Raw genomic sequence first — 14815 nt, 5'->3', positions numbered from 1 at the left:
GCGAGTGTCTTCAGGTAATTTGGATTTCGAGCAGTTCCGGGGCTTCCTGGAAAAAGCCTGCGGCATTCTGCTGGGCAGCAACAAGCAGTATCTGGTTTCCAGTCGGCTGAACAAACTGATGGAGCAGCATGCCATCAAGAGCCTGGGGGAGTTGGTGCAGCGCATGCAAAGCCAGCCGCGCAGCGGTTTGCGCGAGCAGGTGGTGGATGCCATGACCACCAACGAAACCCTGTGGTTTCGCGACACCTATCCGTTCGAGGTGTTGAAGAATCGGGTGCTGCCCGAGATGATCAAGGCCAGCCCCGGGCAGCGCTTGCGCATCTGGTCGGCGGCCTGCTCGTCCGGTCAGGAGCCCTATTCCCTGTCGATGAGCATCGACGAGTTCGAGAAGACCAATATCGGTCAGCTCAAGGCCGGAGTGCAGATCGTGGCCACCGACCTGTCGCCGTCGATGCTGGCCAACTGCAAGTCCGGCGAATACGACAGCCTGGCGATGGGCCGTGGCCTGTCCCAGGAGCGCTTGCAGCGCTATTTCGATCCGGCCGGGCCGGGGCGCTGGGTGGTCAAGCCGGCCATCAAGAGCCGCGTCGAATTTCGCCCGCTTAACCTGCTGGACAGCTATGCCAGCCTCGGCAAATTCGACGTCGTGTTTTGCCGCAACGTGCTGATCTATTTCTCCGCCGAAGTGAAGAAGGACATCCTTGTGCGCATCCACGCCATGCTCAAGCCCGGTGGCTACCTGTTCCTCGGCGCCTCTGAGGCGCTCAACGGACTGCCGGAGCGTTATCAGATGGTGCAGTGCAGTCCGGGCATCATCTACAAGGCAAAATGAGCCAGTCGCCGCGGGCGGCTTGGGAAGAACGGGAGGCCAGTGGCCTCCCGTTTTTCGTTCGGCCGGCGGCAAATGGTCTGGGGAGGATTGCCGCTTTGCTTGCCAGAGGGCGGAAAGGCCTTGCCGCTTGGTTCGGAAGTTGGCCTGGAGATAACTACCAAGTGATTGAAATATAAGGAGTAAATTTTTTGGCACACACCTTGCTGTATGTCTGGCACGGACAACAGGTAAGCCAGACGGCAAGGGTTCCTGACCATGAGCATCAGCTTCGATAGTGCACTCGGCATCCATGAAAAAGCGCTCGGCTTTCGCGCCCAGCGTGCCGAGGTGCTGGCCAACAACATGGCCAACGCCGATACGCCCAACTACAAGGCGCGCGATCTGGACTTCGCCTCGGTACTGGCCGAGCAGAGTGCCAAGGTCCAGCGCGGCCCGGTCGGGCTGAGCCGCACCGACAGCCGGCATATCGCCGCCGAGGGGCTGAGCGCGGGCGATGCCGGGCTGGTCTACCGCTCGCCACTGCATGCCTCCATCGACCAGAACACCGTCGATTTGCAGGTCGAGCAGGCCAGCTACGCGGAAAACGCGGTGAACTTCCAGGCTAGCTTCACCTTCCTCAACAGCAAGTTCAAAGGGCTGATCAGCGCCCTGCGCGGCGATTAAAGGAGCCCGATGCCATGTCACTCGCCAGTGTCTTCAATATCGCCGGAACCGGCATGAGCGCCCAGAGCACTCGCCTGAATACCATCTCCAGCAACATCGCCAACGCCGAGACGGTGTCGTCGAGCATCGATCAGACCTATCGCGCGCGTCATCCGGTGTTCGCCACCGTCTTCCAGCAGGCCCAGGGCGGCGACCGCGGTTCCTTGTTCGCCGAGCAGGACCAGGCCGGCCAAGGCGTCCAGGTGCTGGGCATAGTCGAGGATCAGAGCGAGCTGGTACAGCGCTACGAGCCGAATCATCCGGCCGCCGATGAGAATGGCTATGTCTACTACCCCAACGTCAACGTGGTCGAGGAAATGGCCGACATGATCTCGGCCAGCCGGGCCTTCCAGACCAACGTGGAAATGATGAACACCGCCAAGCAGATGCTGCAGCGGGTACTGACCCTGGGCCAGTGAACCACCGGTGAGGAATGAAGGATGAGCAGCGTTAGTGGTGTCAGCTCTGCATTGGATCAGTACCAGATCAAGCAGGAGCCCAATAAGAGCAAGGAGCTTGGCAAGAATGAGTTTCTCAACCTGCTGGTGGCGCAATTGAATAACCAGAACCCGCTGGAGCCCCAGGGTAACGGCGAGTTCATCGCCCAGTTGGCCCAGTTCAGCCAGGTCGAGGGGATCGAGAAGCTCAATACCAGCATGAGCTCCCTGCTATCGGGCTACCAGTCGTCCCAGGCGCTGCAAGCCTCTTCCCTGGTCGGGCGCAAGGTCATAGTGCCGACCGACAAGGCGATGGTCGATACCAGCGAGAGCTTCAAGGCCAGCCTGGTGCTGCCGACCACCAGCAGCAATGTCTACGTCAACGTGTATGACAAATCCGGCTCCGTGGTGAACCGGATCAACCTGGGCGAACAGGCCGCCGGCAACGTCAGCTTCATCTGGGACGGCAAGGACGCCGGCGGCAATCTGTTGCCGCCCGGTAACTATAGGTTCGAGGCGCAGGCGACTTACAACGGCGAAACCAAGGGGCTCTACACCCTGCTGCCGGCCAACGTCGACAGCGTCACCCTGGGGGGGAGCGAGCTGACGTTGAACCTGGCGGGGCTCGGCAGCGTGCCGCTCTCCCAGGTGCAGGTCATCGGTCAGTAATCAGCGAATTCAATCGCCGGTGCGGCCGGCAAAGGAGACTTCCATGTCGTTCAATATCGGTCTGAGTGGTCTGCGGGCTGCCACCAGTGATCTCAATATCACCGGCAACAACATCGCCAACGCCGGTACCGTTGGCTTCAAGCAGTCGCGTGCCGAGTTCGCCGACCTCTATGCCGCTTCGGTGCAAGGCACCGGCAGCAACCAGCAGGGCGCTGGGGTGCAGCTGAGCAATGTGTCGCAGCTGTTCAATCAGGGCAACATCAACTACACGCAGAACGCCCTGGATCTGGCCATCAACGGCAATGGCTTCTTCCAGACCAGCAACAACGGCGAGATCAGCTACACCCGGGCCGGTTATTTCGGTACCGACCGCGAAGGCTTCATGGTGAACAACTTCGGTCATCGCCTGCAGGGCTATGCAACCGATGCCAACGGCAATCTGCAGAACGGCGTGATCACCGACTTGCGCATCGAGTCGGCCAGCCAGTCCCCCCAGGCGACGAGCACGCTGACCCAGGGATTCAACCTGAATTCGACCAACACGGTGCCCGTCACTACGCCATTCAATCCGGCCGACCCGACTACCTACAATTCGGCGACCTCCACCAATATCTATGACAGCCAGGGCAATGCCCATGTCATGACTCAGTACTTCGTCAAGACCGGGCCCAATGCCTGGCAGATGAATGTGCTGATCGATGGTCGCAACCCGGCAGACCCGACCTCCACAGTGCCCTATTCGATGGGCATGGGGTTCACCGCCAGCGGTCAGTTGAACATCGCCAGCCTGGCCTCGGGCAACTATGACGGCGCCGGCGGCCCCGACTTCACTGTGGACCCGGCGACCGGACGCTTCACCCTGGATGGCTGGACGCCGGCGATAGCGGATAGTTCGGTCCCACCGGTATGGTCGGCCAACGGCGCCACCGCCAACGCAGCGGGCATCCAGGTGGACATCCGCAACTCCACCCAGTTCGCCAGCGCCTTCGCGGTCAACAGCGTCAGTCAGGACGGCTACACCACGGGGCAGCTGGCGGGGCTGGAGATAGACGATACCGGGGTGATCTTCGCCCGTTACACCAATGGTCAATCCAGGGTGCAGGGGCAGGTCATTCTGGCCAATTTCGCCAACACTCAAGGCCTGACCCCGGTTGGCAAGACGGGCTGGGCGCAGTCCTTCCAGTCCGGGGAGCCGGTGATCGGCACGCCGCGCAGCGGTACCCTGGGTGCGCTGCAGGCCGGCGCCCTGGAGGATTCCAATGTCGAGGTGTCCGAGCAGTTGGTGAACATGATCGTCGCTCAGCGTAACTATCAGGCCAATGCCAAGACGATCGAAACCGAAAGCGCCATCACCCAGACCATCATCAATCTACGCTGATAGCGGCGCGCTCGGTTGCGCTTGCCGCAGGCGGCAAATTCCCGCCGAGCGTCTTTTGAAAGGCTCCCCTAGGGAGCCTTTTCTTTTTAATAAACTCCTTATATTTCATTGTCTTATCGGTTTTTGTCGATGGGTGGCACGGTGCTTGCTGGATTACTGGCAAAGAGCAGCGGGCGCTACGCCCACCTCGGAGACTAACCATGGACAAGATGCTGTACGTCGCCATGACAGGGGCCCACAACAACAGCCTGGCCCAGAGCGCCCACGCCAACAATTTGGCGAACATCTCCACCAGCGGCTTCCGTCGCGATTTCGAGCAGGCGCGCTCGATGCCGGTGTTCGGCGACGGTTTGCCGGCGCGGGTGTATGCCATGAGCGAGCGCCCCGGCACCGACTTTACCCCCGGCTCTCTGCAGGAGACCGGTCGTGACCTGGATGTGGCGATCGGCGGCGAGGGCTGGCTGGCCGTGCAGGCGGCCGATGGCAGCGAGGCCTACGTGCGCACCGCCAGCCTGAATGTCAATGCCTTAGGTATGTTGCGCACCGGCAGCGGCTTGCCGGTGATGGGCAATGCCGGGCCGATCGCCGTGCCGCCGGAGCAGAAGATCGAGATCGGCCAGGACGGCACCATCAGCATTCGCGCCCTCGGCGAGGCGCCCAATGTGCTGGCCGAGGTCGACCGTCTGAAGCTGGTCAACCCCGACCTCAAGCAGATGGAGAAGGGCAGTGACGGCCTGATGCGGGTCAAGGACGGGCAGCCGGTGCTGGCCGATGCGGCGGTGCGGGTGACCTCGGGTTTCCTCGAGTCGAGCAACGTCAACGCCGTGGAGGAGATGACCGCGATCCTCTCCCTGTCCCGCCAGTTCGAACTGCAAGTGAAGATGATGCGCACCGCCGAGGACAACGCCTCGGCTGTGGCGCGGGTCTTGCAGCTCAGCTAATTACCAGCACGCGGCGCCGTGAAAGCGGCGCCCGAGGAGAATAGATATGCTTCCTGCACTCTGGGTCAGCAAGACCGGCCTGTCCGCCCAGGACATGAACCTGACCACCATTTCCAACAACCTGGCCAACGTTTCGACCACGGGTTTCAAGCGCGATCGTGCCGAGTTCGAGGACCTGCTGTATCAGATCCGTCGCCAGCCCGGTGGCCAGTCCAGCCAGGACAGCCAGTTGCCCTCCGGCTTGCAGCTCGGCACCGGCGTGCGGGTGGTCGGCACGCAGAAGATCTTCACCACCGGCAGCCTGCAAACCACCGAGCAACCGCTGGATATGGCGGTGAACGGCCGGGGTTTCTTCCAGGTGCTGATGCCCGACGGCACGGTGTCCTACACCCGCGACGGCAGCTTTCATCTGAACGCCGACGGCCAGTTGGTCACCTCCAATGGTTTCGCCCTGGAGCCCGCCATCGTTCTGCCCAACGAGGTGCGCACCTTCACCGTGGGCGAGGACGGCACGGTATCGGTGACCACCGCCGGCAACCCGCAGCCGCAGATCGTCGGCAACCTGCAGCTCGCCGACTTCATCAACCCGGCGGGCCTGGAAGCGGTCGGCAGCAACCTGTTCCTGGAGACCGCCTCCAGTGGCGCGCCCCAGGTCGGCACGCCGGGCCTCAACGGCCTGGGCACGACCCTGCAGAACACCCTGGAAAACTCCAACGTCAGCGTGGTCGAGGAGCTGGTGAACATGATCACCACCCAGCGCGCCTACGAGATGAACTCCAAGGTCATCTCCACCGCCGACCAGATGCTGTCCTTCGTGTCCCAGAATCTTTGATGAGTGGGGCCGGCGTTAGCGGGCCGCAACTGCAATAGAACACCCGAGGTAGTGGTTATGAACCGGCTGATGATAGCGCTCTCTATGCTCGTGACCGTGGCCCTGAGCGGCTGCGTCTCGCCGCCGCCGAGGCCGGACGACCCGTACTACGCGCCGGTGCTGCCCCGTACTCCGCTGCCGGCGGCGCAGAACAACGGCTCGATCTACCAGGCCGGCTTCGAGAACAACCTGTATGGCGACCGCAAGGCCTTCCGTGTCGGCGACATCATCACCATCACCCTCAACGAGCGCACCCAGGCCAGCAAGAACGCCGGCTCGCAGATATCCAAGGACAGCAGCGCCAATATCGGCCTGACCTCGCTGTTCGGCGGCGGCGTGTCGGTACGCAACCCCGGCTCGGGTAATGTCCTCAACCCGCTGACCGGCGACAACCTGAGCCTGGGGGCCGAGTACAACGCCAACCGCGACACCAAGGGCGACAGCAAGGCGGCCCAGGGCAACAGCCTGTCCGGCTCGGTCACCGTGACCGTCGCCGAGGTGTTGCCCAACGGCATCCTGGCCGTGCGCGGGGAGAAGTGGATGACCCTCAACACCGGCGACGAACTGGTGCGCATCGCCGGGCTGGTGCGGGCCGACGACATCAGCACGGACAACACCGTTTCCTCCACGCGTATTGCCGACGCGCGCATCACCTACTCGGGTACGGGGGCCTTCGCCGACGCCAGTCAGCCGGGCTGGCTGGACCGCTTCTTCCTCAGCCCGCTGTTCCCGTTCTAAGCAGGTAGCCGACCATGATGCGACTGATTTCCGCCCTCTGCCTGCTGCTGCTCGCCGCCGTCGCCCAGGCCGAGCGGCTCAAGGACCTGGCCAGCATCCAGGGCGTGCGCAGCAACCAGCTGATCGGCTACGGCCTGGTGGTCGGCCTCAACGGCAGCGGCGACCAGACCACCCAGACGCCCTTCACCGTGCAGACCTTCAACAACATGCTGGCGCAGTTCGGCATCAAGGTGCCGGCCGGTGGCAACGTGCAGCTGAAGAACGTCGCCGCGGTGTCGGTGCATGCCGACCTGCCGGCCTTCGCCAAGCCGGGGCAAACCATCGACATCACCATCTCCTCGATCGGCAACGCCAAGAGCCTGCGCGGCGGCAGCCTGTTGATGACCCCGCTCAAGGGCATCGACGGCAACGTCTACGCCATCGCCCAGGGCAACCTGGTGGTCGGCGGTTTCGATGCCGGCGGCGCCGATGGCTCGCGCATCACCGTCAACGTGCCGTCGGCCGGGCGCATCCCCGGCGGCGCCACGGTGGAGCGGCCGGTGCCGAGCGGCTTCGACCAGGGCAACAGCCTGACCCTGAACCTCAACCGGCCGGACTTCACCACGGCGAAGAACATCGTCGACCAGATCAACGATCTGCTCGGCCCGGGCGTGGCCCAGGCCATAGACGGCGGTTCGGTACGGGTCAGCGCGCCGCTGGACCCGGGCCAGCGGGTCGACTACCTGTCGATTCTCGAGAACCTGGAAGTCAACCCGGGCCAGGCCGTGGCCAAGGTGATCATCAATTCGCGCACCGGCACCATCGTCATCGGCCAGAACGTGCGGGTGCAACCGGCGGCGGTGACCCACGGCAGCCTCACCGTGACCATCACCGAAGACCCCATCGTCAGCCAGCCCGAGGCGCTGTCCGGCGGTCAGACCGCTGTGGTGCCGCGCTCGCGGGTGAACGCCGATCAGGAAGCCAAGCCGATGTTCAAATTCGGCCCCGGCACGACCCTGGACGAGATCGTCCGCGCGGTGAACCAGGTCGGCGCCGCGCCCTCGGACCTCATGGCCATCCTCGAGGCGCTCAAGCAAGCGGGCGCCCTGCAGGCCGACCTGATCGTGATCTAAGGAGGAAATGGGCGTGACCTCAGTTATTTCACCGACTGCGTTGCCGCCTAAAAGCGCGCCAGGCAAGGCGCAGTCCGCAGGCAATGGTCGCGCCCTTGGCCAGGGCTGCAACGATGCATGGCGCGCTTTTAGGCGCAACCCGAAGGGCCGGGCCTGCTTTTGCGCAGAGCTGCGTTCTTCGTCACTCATTTGGAGCCACCAAACTTCGTTCCTCACGCCTTGCCCTGCGCAAAAGCAGGCTCCGGCGCAACGGCGAAATAACTGAGGTCACGCCCAAGATGGATTCCAGAATGTCAGCCGGCCTGCTCGGCAACGGCAAGAGCCCGCTGGACAGCGGCGCCTTCACCGACCTGAACCGCCTGAACCAGTTCAAGGTCGGCGGCGACAGCGAGCAGAACATCCGCAAGGTGGCCCAGGAGTTCGAGTCGCTGTTCCTCAATCAGATGCTCAAGGCCATGCGCTCGGCCAACGAGGTGTTCGGCGAAGGCAACTTCCTCAACAGCAACGAGAGCAAGACCTACCAGGACATGTACGACCAGCAGCTGTCGGTGACGCTGTCGAACAACCAGAACGGTATCGGCCTGGCCGCTGTGCTGGAGCGGCAAATGTCGAAGATGAAAGGGCCCAGCGAGCGGCCCAATCCGTTCGCTCAGGTCGATGCGCCGGTGCCCCGTGCGCCGAGCAAGCCGCTGGCCAAGGTCGACAGTGCACGCGATGACGCGGGACTGATCAATCAGCGGCGCCTGGCGCTGCCGGGCAAGCTGAGTGATCGCCTGCTGGCCGGCATAGTGCCCTCGGCCGGCGCTGTCGATGGCCAGCCCCTGGCACAGGCCGACTGGGTGCCGGCCACGGCCTTCGCCGCGCCCAAGGACAAGGCCCTGAGCCTGGGCGACAGCGATGCCGTCAGCGGCCGCCGCCTGGCCCAGGCGGCTACGGCAGCGGGCAAGTCGGCCTTCGCCTCGCCCGCGGAGTTCGTCGCGGCCATGCTGCCGATGGCCGAGAAGGCCGCCGAGAAAATCGGCGTCGAGGCCCGCTACCTGGTGGCCCAGGCGGCCCTGGAAACCGGCTGGGGCAAGTCGATCATCCGCCAGCGGGACGGCTCCAGCAGCCACAACCTGTTCGGCATCAAGAGCCACAACAGCTGGGACGGCGAGTCGGCGCGGGTGCTGACCACCGAATACCAGGGCGGCAAGGCGGTGAAAGAGGCGGCTTCGTTTCGCGCCTACGACTCCTACGCACAGAGCTTCGAGGACTACGTGAGCTTCCTGCAGAGCAACGGCCGTTACGAGAAGGCCCTGAATGCCACCGACAACCCCGAGCGCTTCGTGCGCGAGCTGCAGCAGGCCGGGTACGCCACCGACCCGCATTACGCGCGCAAGGTGTCGCAGATCGCGCGCAAGATGCAGACCTATCAAACCATCGCAGCGGCCGGCACACCGCCGGCCCGCGGGTGAGCTGAACCATGGCTGATCTACTGAATATTGGCCTGTCCGGCCTCGCCGCGAACAAGACTGCGCTGTCGGTCACCGGTCACAACATCACCAACGTCAATACGCCGGGTTTTTCCCGTCAGGACACGGTGCAGGCCACCCGGCCGCCGCAGTTCAGCGGTGCCGGCTACATCGGCTCCGGTACCACCCTGGTGGATATCCGCCGCAGCTACAGCGAGTTCCTCAGCACCCAGCTGCGCAGCAGCACCGCGCTCAACAGCGACGTACAGGCCTACAAGAGCCAGATCGAGCAGCTGGATTCGCTGCTGGCAGGCTCCACCACCGGCATCACCCCCTCGCTGCAGAAGTTCTTCTCATCCTTGCAGACTGCCGCCGAGGACCCGGCCAACATTCCCGCCCGGCAGCTGGTGCTGTCCGAGGCAGAAGGCCTGGCGCGGCGCTTCAACACGGTGTCCGAGCGGATCGGCGAGCAGAACAGCTTCATCAACAAGCAGATGACGGCTGTGACCGATCAGATCAACCGGCTGAGCACCTCCATTGCCAGCCTCAACAATGCCATCGCCGTCGCCGCCTCCAACGGCCAGCAGCCCAACGACCTGCTCGATGCCCGGGAAGAGGCGATCCGCCAGCTGTCCACCTATGTCGGCGTGACGGTAGTGCCCCAGGACGACAGTTCGCTGAACCTGTTCGTCGGCTCCGGCCAGCCGCTGGTGGTGGGCGCCACCGCCAGTCGCCTGGAGGCCGTGCCGGGGCAGGGCGACCCCACTCGCTTCGAGATAGACTTCGTCAGCGGTGGCTCGCGCCAGGGCATCACCAGCCTGATAAGCGGCGGCGAACTGGGCGGGCTGATTCGCTACCGGGCCGAGAGCCTGGACCCGACCCTCAATGCGCTCGGTCGCCTGGCCCTGGCGGTCAGCGACCAGGTCAACACCCAGCTCGGTCAGGGCCTGGATCTCAAGGGGCAGGTGGGCAGCGCGCTGTTCGGCGACTTCAACGACCCGGCCCAGGCGGCGTTGCGCGTCCTGGCCTTTTCGACCAATACCAGCAATGTCCAACCGGCGCTGAATATCACCAACAGCAGCGTGCTGACCACCAGCGATTACCGCCTAGAGTTCGATGGCGCCAACTACACGGCGCGGCGCTTGAGCGACGGCGCGACCATGACGGTGGCACCTCCTGGCCCCTTCGCTTACCCGCAAACCCTGACCTTTGCCGATGCCGCCGGCCGCGACCAAGGGTTCGAGCTGGTATTGGGATCGGCACCGGCGGCGGGTGACCGCTTCCTGATGCAGCCAACCCGGCGCGGCGCTGTCAGCATGACCGCAGTCCTGGACCAGGCCGATCAGTTGGCTTTCGCCGCGCCGGTCAGGAGCGAGGCCGCCCTGCAGAACGTCGGCAATGGCACGATTTCCCAGCCTGACCTGATCGCCGCCGGGGCCAGTCCTATCGACAGCGCGGCGATCGCCGCCGCCTTGCCGCAGGGGCTGATCTACAACGGCGCCGGGGGCTTCGAGAACCCGCCGGGCACCCCGGTAGCCGGGTTGACCCGGGTACCTGCTGGCGCCTTCGTGCCGGGCCAACTGAACACCTATGAACTGGATCTCGGCAGCGGTAACCGGGTCAGCTTCACCATCAGCGGCCGTCCGGAAAATGGCGACAGCTTTACCCTGGCCTTCAACAGCAATGGTGTTTCGGACAACCGCAATGCGCTCAAACTGGTGGATCTGCAGAGCAAGCAGACCGTCGGCGTGGACCCGAGCGTTACGGGTATCGGCACCGGGGCCAGCTTCACCGATGGTTACGGTGACCTGGTGGAGCGGGTCGGCACCCTGACCGCCCAGGCCCGCCAGGACGGCGAGGCCACCGGGGCCATCCTCAAGCAGGCCACGGACAACCGCGATGCCCTGTCCGGGGTCAACCTCGATGAGGAGGCGGCCAACCTGATCAGGTTCGAGCAGTACTACAACGCCTCGGCCCAGGTCATTCAAGTTGCCCGCTCGTTGTTCGATACCCTGATCAACTCATTCCGCTAAGCCCTAGCGGCTCGCAGCTTGCGACAAGAGGCTAGAACATGCGCATCTCCACCATCCAAGCCTTCAATAATGGCGTGCAGGGCCTGCAGCGCAACTATGCCAATGCCACGCGCACCCAGGAGCAGATCAGTACGGGTAACCGCATTCTCACCCCGGCGGACGATCCGGTGGCCTCGGTGCGCCTGCTGCAACTGGAGCAGCAGCAGAATGTGCTGACCCAGTACAAGGACAACCTCACCGCGGCCAAGAACAGCCTGACCCAGGAGGAGGTCACCCTCAACTCGGTCAACACCGTGCTGCAGCGGGTGCGCGAACTGGCGGTGCAGGCCGGCAACGGCGCGCTGAGTCAGGCCGACCGGCAGTCCATCGCCGCCGAACTGGGCGAGCGCGAGGAGGAGCTGTTCAGCCTGATGAACACCCGCAATGCCCGCGGCGAGTATCTGTTCGCGGGGTTTCAGGGCAAGACCCAGCCCTTCGTCCGTCAGGCCGACGGCAGTTACAGCTATGCCGGCGACGAGGGCCAGCGCAAGCTGCAGGTGGCCAGCTCGCTGGATCTGGCGATCAGCGACAGCGGCAAGAAAATCTTCGAGAACGTCGTCAATGCCGGACGCCTGGATGCGGCTTTCACCGCCAGTCCTGTCGGTTCCACGCTGACGGCCTCGGCGCCCCTGGTGCAGGACGAGGTGGCCTTCTCCGGTACCCCGCCATTTCCCGCCGCAGGCGTGGAGATCGTCTTCGGCAATCCGACGGCCAGCAGCTACGAGGTGTTCGAGATTGGCGTTCCCGGAGCGCTGGCCAGCGGCAGCCTGGACAACGACACGAACACCAGCGATCGGCTGGTTTTTCGAGGAGTCAGCGTGCTGCTCGATGGTGCGCCGGTCGGTGGCGAGACCATTCAGGTGACGGCCGACCCGACCCGGCAGAAGCAGGGCATCCTCAGCACCATCGCCAACCTGCGCACGGCGCTGGAAAGCACCGCCGACACCCCGGCAGGCAACCTCCAGCTGCGCGACGCCGTCGCCGTGGCGCTGACCAATCTGGACCATGGCATGACCAAGGTGGATGGCGTGCGTGGCGAGATCGGCGCGCGTTTGAATATTGTCGAGTCGACCCAGACCGACAACGAAGACGTCAGCCTGGTCAACAAGGGCGTGCAGGCCGACCTGCGCGAACTGGATTACGCCGAGGCGCTGTCGCGCCTGTCCTTCCAGTCGATCATCCTCGAGGCCGCGCAGCAGAGCTACGTGAAGATCAGCGGCCTGAACCTGTTCAATCAGCTGCGTTGAGCCTGTAGCCGGCTGTAGGCTGGGCCGTACAGCGGCGTAATCCATCGCCATTAACCAACGCTTGGCGGGTTACGCCTTCGGCAAACCCACCCTGTGACCCTGTCAGATAGGCCGCCGAAATTCTGCCATCGTCGCTCTAGTGGGGTGCTACTTGGGCTAAGTATTTGTCAGCGCTGAAGAAAAAATCTATTCAGCAACCTTGCAAAAAACTCTAAAGCTCCAAGCCCTAGCGCCGATACAAATTACGAATGCGAACTTTAAGGGTGCCTGGGCACTGCCCACCCGAGGTCGCACGCTCAGGCAAACACGCTAGTCCTTGGAGGACACCACCATGGCTCTTACCGTCAATACCAACATCGCGTCGCTCAATACCCAGCGCAACCTGAATAGCTCGTCCAACTCGCTGAATACCTCCCTGCAACGTCTGTCCACCGGTTCGCGCATCAACAGCGCCAAGGACGACGCCGCCGGCCTGCAGATCTCCAACCGTCTGACCAGCCAGGTCAACGGCCTGGGTGTGGCGGTGCGCAACGCCAACGACGGTATCTCCCTGGCTCAAACCGCCGAGGGTGCCCTGCAGCAGTCCACCAACATCCTGCAGCGTATGCGCGACCTGTCCCTGCAGTCGGCCAACGGCAGCAACTCCACGGCTGAGCGCCAAGCGCTGAGTCAAGAAGTGTCCCAGCTGAAAGAAGAGCTGAACCGTATCGCCGAGACCACCACTTTTGGTGGCCAGAAGCTTCTGAGTGGCGAGTTTGGTACAAAACAGTTCCAGGTTGGCGCCAATGCCAACGAAACGATTGCGGTTACTTTGAACTCGGCGGGTGCTGACAAGATTGGCGCCAATCGTCGTGATCTCGCCGGGACCGGTGTGAATAAGGTGCTGGCCTCGACTGTCGCCGGTACTCAGGTGGCTGCAGCGATCGGTGGTACTGCTGCGACATTGAGCATCACCGGCTCCAATGGCACCACCAAGACCACGGCCAACATCGGTGCAGGTTCCGCTGCGGATGCCGCCAAGGCAATCAATCTGTTGTCGGATGATACTGGCGTCACAGCGGATGCCAGGACATCTGTCGAACTGTCTGGTGTGGGGGCTGGCACTGTATCCTTCAGCCTGACCGGCAAGGCCGGCAGCAACGCCACTATCAGTGCAGTCATCACCAATGGTTCGGATCTGACCGATCTGGCAAACGCCATCAACGCTAAGTCTTCGGAAACCGGTATTTCGGCCGTGTTGACCGGTGGCAATGCCAAGCTGGAGCTGACCAGCGAGGCGGGCGACGACATTCAGATCACGTCCTTCAATAACTCGGGCACCGACAAGGCGATTGACCTGAAGTCGATCAGTTACGACGGCAAGACTTATGCCGCTGCGGTTGCTATTACCGGCGGCACTGCGGCCGATACGGCTCGCATCCAGGGTAATGTGCGGCTGGAGGGCAATGGCGCTTTCCAGGTCGTGGGTACTGGTGCTGAGTCTGCAACGCTGATCACTGCTGTTGGGACCGCGGAAGTCTCGACCCTGGCCAAAGTCTCTGATGTGGATATTACTACCGCACTGGGCGCCCAGAACGCGATCTCGGTGATCGACGCCGCTATTGCCGGCATCGACAAGAACCGTGCGGCTCTGGGTGCCACCCAAAACCGTTTCGAGAACACCATCTCCAACCTGCAGAACATCTCGGAGAACGTATCGGCTGCACGTGGCCGGATTCAGGACACCGACTTCGCCGCAGAAACCGCTAACCTGAGCAAGAACCAAGTGCTGCAACAGGCCGGCACGGCGATCCTGGCCCAGGCCAACCAGTTGCCGCAGGCGGTACTGAGTCTGCTTCGTTAATTCGAGGCGGCGTTTAGGCTAGAACCACGGGGGGTAGTGCCAGGCGCTACTCCCCGTCTTGCCATGTGAGGTGAGGTCATGGATATCAATGGACTAAAAGGTATTTTCCCGGTGTTTGCCGCCGAGCGAGTGATGCGTTCCGAGGCGCCGGCTGCGGCACGCGACAGCTCTGCTGAACGCCAGCCCGTACCGTCGTCGGTCGGACAAAGCACAGCTGCCCTGTCACCGACTGCCGAGTCGCAGCGACAGCCGGTGGAGGAGGCGGTGTCCAGTATCAAGCAGTTCGCTCAGAGCATTCAGCGCAACCTGGATTTCGCTCTGGATGACTCCACCGGGCGGGTGGTGGTCAGGGTCACCGATGGCGTGTCCGGAGAAGTGATTCGGCAGATTCCTTCCGAAGAGGCCCTGCGCCTGGCGGAGAGACTGGACGAGGCGCGCAGCCTGCTGTTCAAAGCCGAGGCGTGATTGGCGCGTTTCTTGAATGAGCTTGGGGTAACGAGCAAAAGCGTCAATCACATGACG

14 protein-coding genes are annotated in these 14815 nt (G+C 63.3%); all 14 read left to right on the top strand.

From position 1 onward, the window contains the following. The first annotated feature begins 4 nt into the window (after window positions 1-4). Window positions 5-832 (top strand): protein-glutamate O-methyltransferase CheR, encoded by an 828-nt coding sequence (gene cheR, locus ACSX1C_RS08395; protein ID WP_439889042.1) that lies wholly within the window; start codon window positions 5-7, stop codon window positions 830-832. Window positions 833-1087: 255 nt separating this feature from the next. Then, window positions 1088-1495, top strand: coding sequence for a flagellar basal body rod protein FlgB (gene flgB / locus ACSX1C_RS08390; protein ID WP_439889041.1), 408 nt, complete (start codon window positions 1088-1090; stop codon window positions 1493-1495). Window positions 1496-1509: 14 nt separating this feature from the next. Further along, window positions 1510-1953 carry a flagellar basal body rod protein FlgC gene (gene flgC / locus ACSX1C_RS08385; RefSeq protein ID WP_318645756.1) on the top strand — a complete coding sequence of 148 codons (444 nt, stop codon included), beginning with the start codon at window positions 1510-1512 and terminating at the stop codon, window positions 1951-1953. A gap of 21 nt (window positions 1954-1974) precedes the next feature. Beyond that, window positions 1975-2640 (top strand): flagellar hook assembly protein FlgD, encoded by a 666-nt coding sequence (gene flgD, locus ACSX1C_RS08380; protein ID WP_318645757.1) that lies wholly within the window; start codon window positions 1975-1977, stop codon window positions 2638-2640. A 43-nt stretch (window positions 2641-2683) separates the two neighbouring features. Further along, window positions 2684-4018 (top strand): flagellar hook protein FlgE, encoded by a 1335-nt coding sequence (gene flgE / locus ACSX1C_RS08375; RefSeq protein WP_369959605.1) that lies wholly within the window; start codon window positions 2684-2686, stop codon window positions 4016-4018. Between the two features lie 200 nt (window positions 4019-4218). Continuing rightward, entirely contained in the window at window positions 4219-4959 is a 741-nt protein-coding gene (locus tag ACSX1C_RS08370; protein ID WP_439889040.1) for a flagellar basal body rod protein FlgF, read from the top strand. A gap of 46 nt (window positions 4960-5005) precedes the next feature. Then, window positions 5006-5791 (top strand): flagellar basal-body rod protein FlgG, encoded by a 786-nt coding sequence (flgG, locus tag ACSX1C_RS08365; RefSeq protein ID WP_318645760.1) that lies wholly within the window; start codon window positions 5006-5008, stop codon window positions 5789-5791. 57 nt (window positions 5792-5848) lie between these two features. Then, a complete protein-coding gene (gene flgH, locus ACSX1C_RS08360) occupies window positions 5849-6568 on the top strand; it encodes a flagellar basal body L-ring protein FlgH (protein WP_439889039.1) in 720 nt (239 codons plus the stop codon). Window positions 6569-6582: 14 nt separating this feature from the next. Next, entirely contained in the window at window positions 6583-7680 is a 1098-nt protein-coding gene (locus ACSX1C_RS08355; protein ID WP_439889038.1) for a flagellar basal body P-ring protein FlgI, read from the top strand. A gap of 278 nt (window positions 7681-7958) precedes the next feature. Then, window positions 7959-9134, top strand: coding sequence for a flagellar assembly peptidoglycan hydrolase FlgJ (gene flgJ / locus ACSX1C_RS08350; protein ID WP_439889037.1), 1176 nt, complete (start codon window positions 7959-7961; stop codon window positions 9132-9134). Window positions 9135-9142: 8 nt separating this feature from the next. Then, window positions 9143-11164 (top strand): flagellar hook-associated protein FlgK, encoded by a 2022-nt coding sequence (flgK, locus tag ACSX1C_RS08345; protein WP_439889036.1) that lies wholly within the window; start codon window positions 9143-9145, stop codon window positions 11162-11164. A 38-nt stretch (window positions 11165-11202) separates the two neighbouring features. Beyond that, window positions 11203-12450: a flagellar hook-associated protein FlgL gene (gene flgL, locus ACSX1C_RS08340; RefSeq protein WP_439889035.1), complete on the top strand. Its 1248-nt coding sequence runs from the start codon at window positions 11203-11205 to the stop codon at window positions 12448-12450. A gap of 331 nt (window positions 12451-12781) precedes the next feature. Continuing rightward, on the top strand, window positions 12782-14293 hold the full coding sequence (locus ACSX1C_RS08335) for a flagellin (RefSeq protein ID WP_439889034.1): 1512 nt from the start codon (window positions 12782-12784) through the stop codon (window positions 14291-14293). Window positions 14294-14425: 132 nt separating this feature from the next. After that, window positions 14426-14758 (top strand): flagellar protein FlaG, encoded by a 333-nt coding sequence (locus ACSX1C_RS08330; protein ID WP_439889389.1) that lies wholly within the window; start codon window positions 14426-14428, stop codon window positions 14756-14758. Window positions 14759-14815: the final 57 nt, after the last annotated feature.

The sequence above is a fragment of the Pseudomonas sp. MBLB4123 genome (genome assembly GCF_051904775.1).
GTDB lineage: Bacteria > Pseudomonadota > Gammaproteobacteria > Pseudomonadales > Pseudomonadaceae > Aquipseudomonas > Aquipseudomonas benzenivorans_B.
Note: the sequence above shows the minus strand (reverse complement) of the source record. Positions and strands in the feature narration are given on the sequence as shown.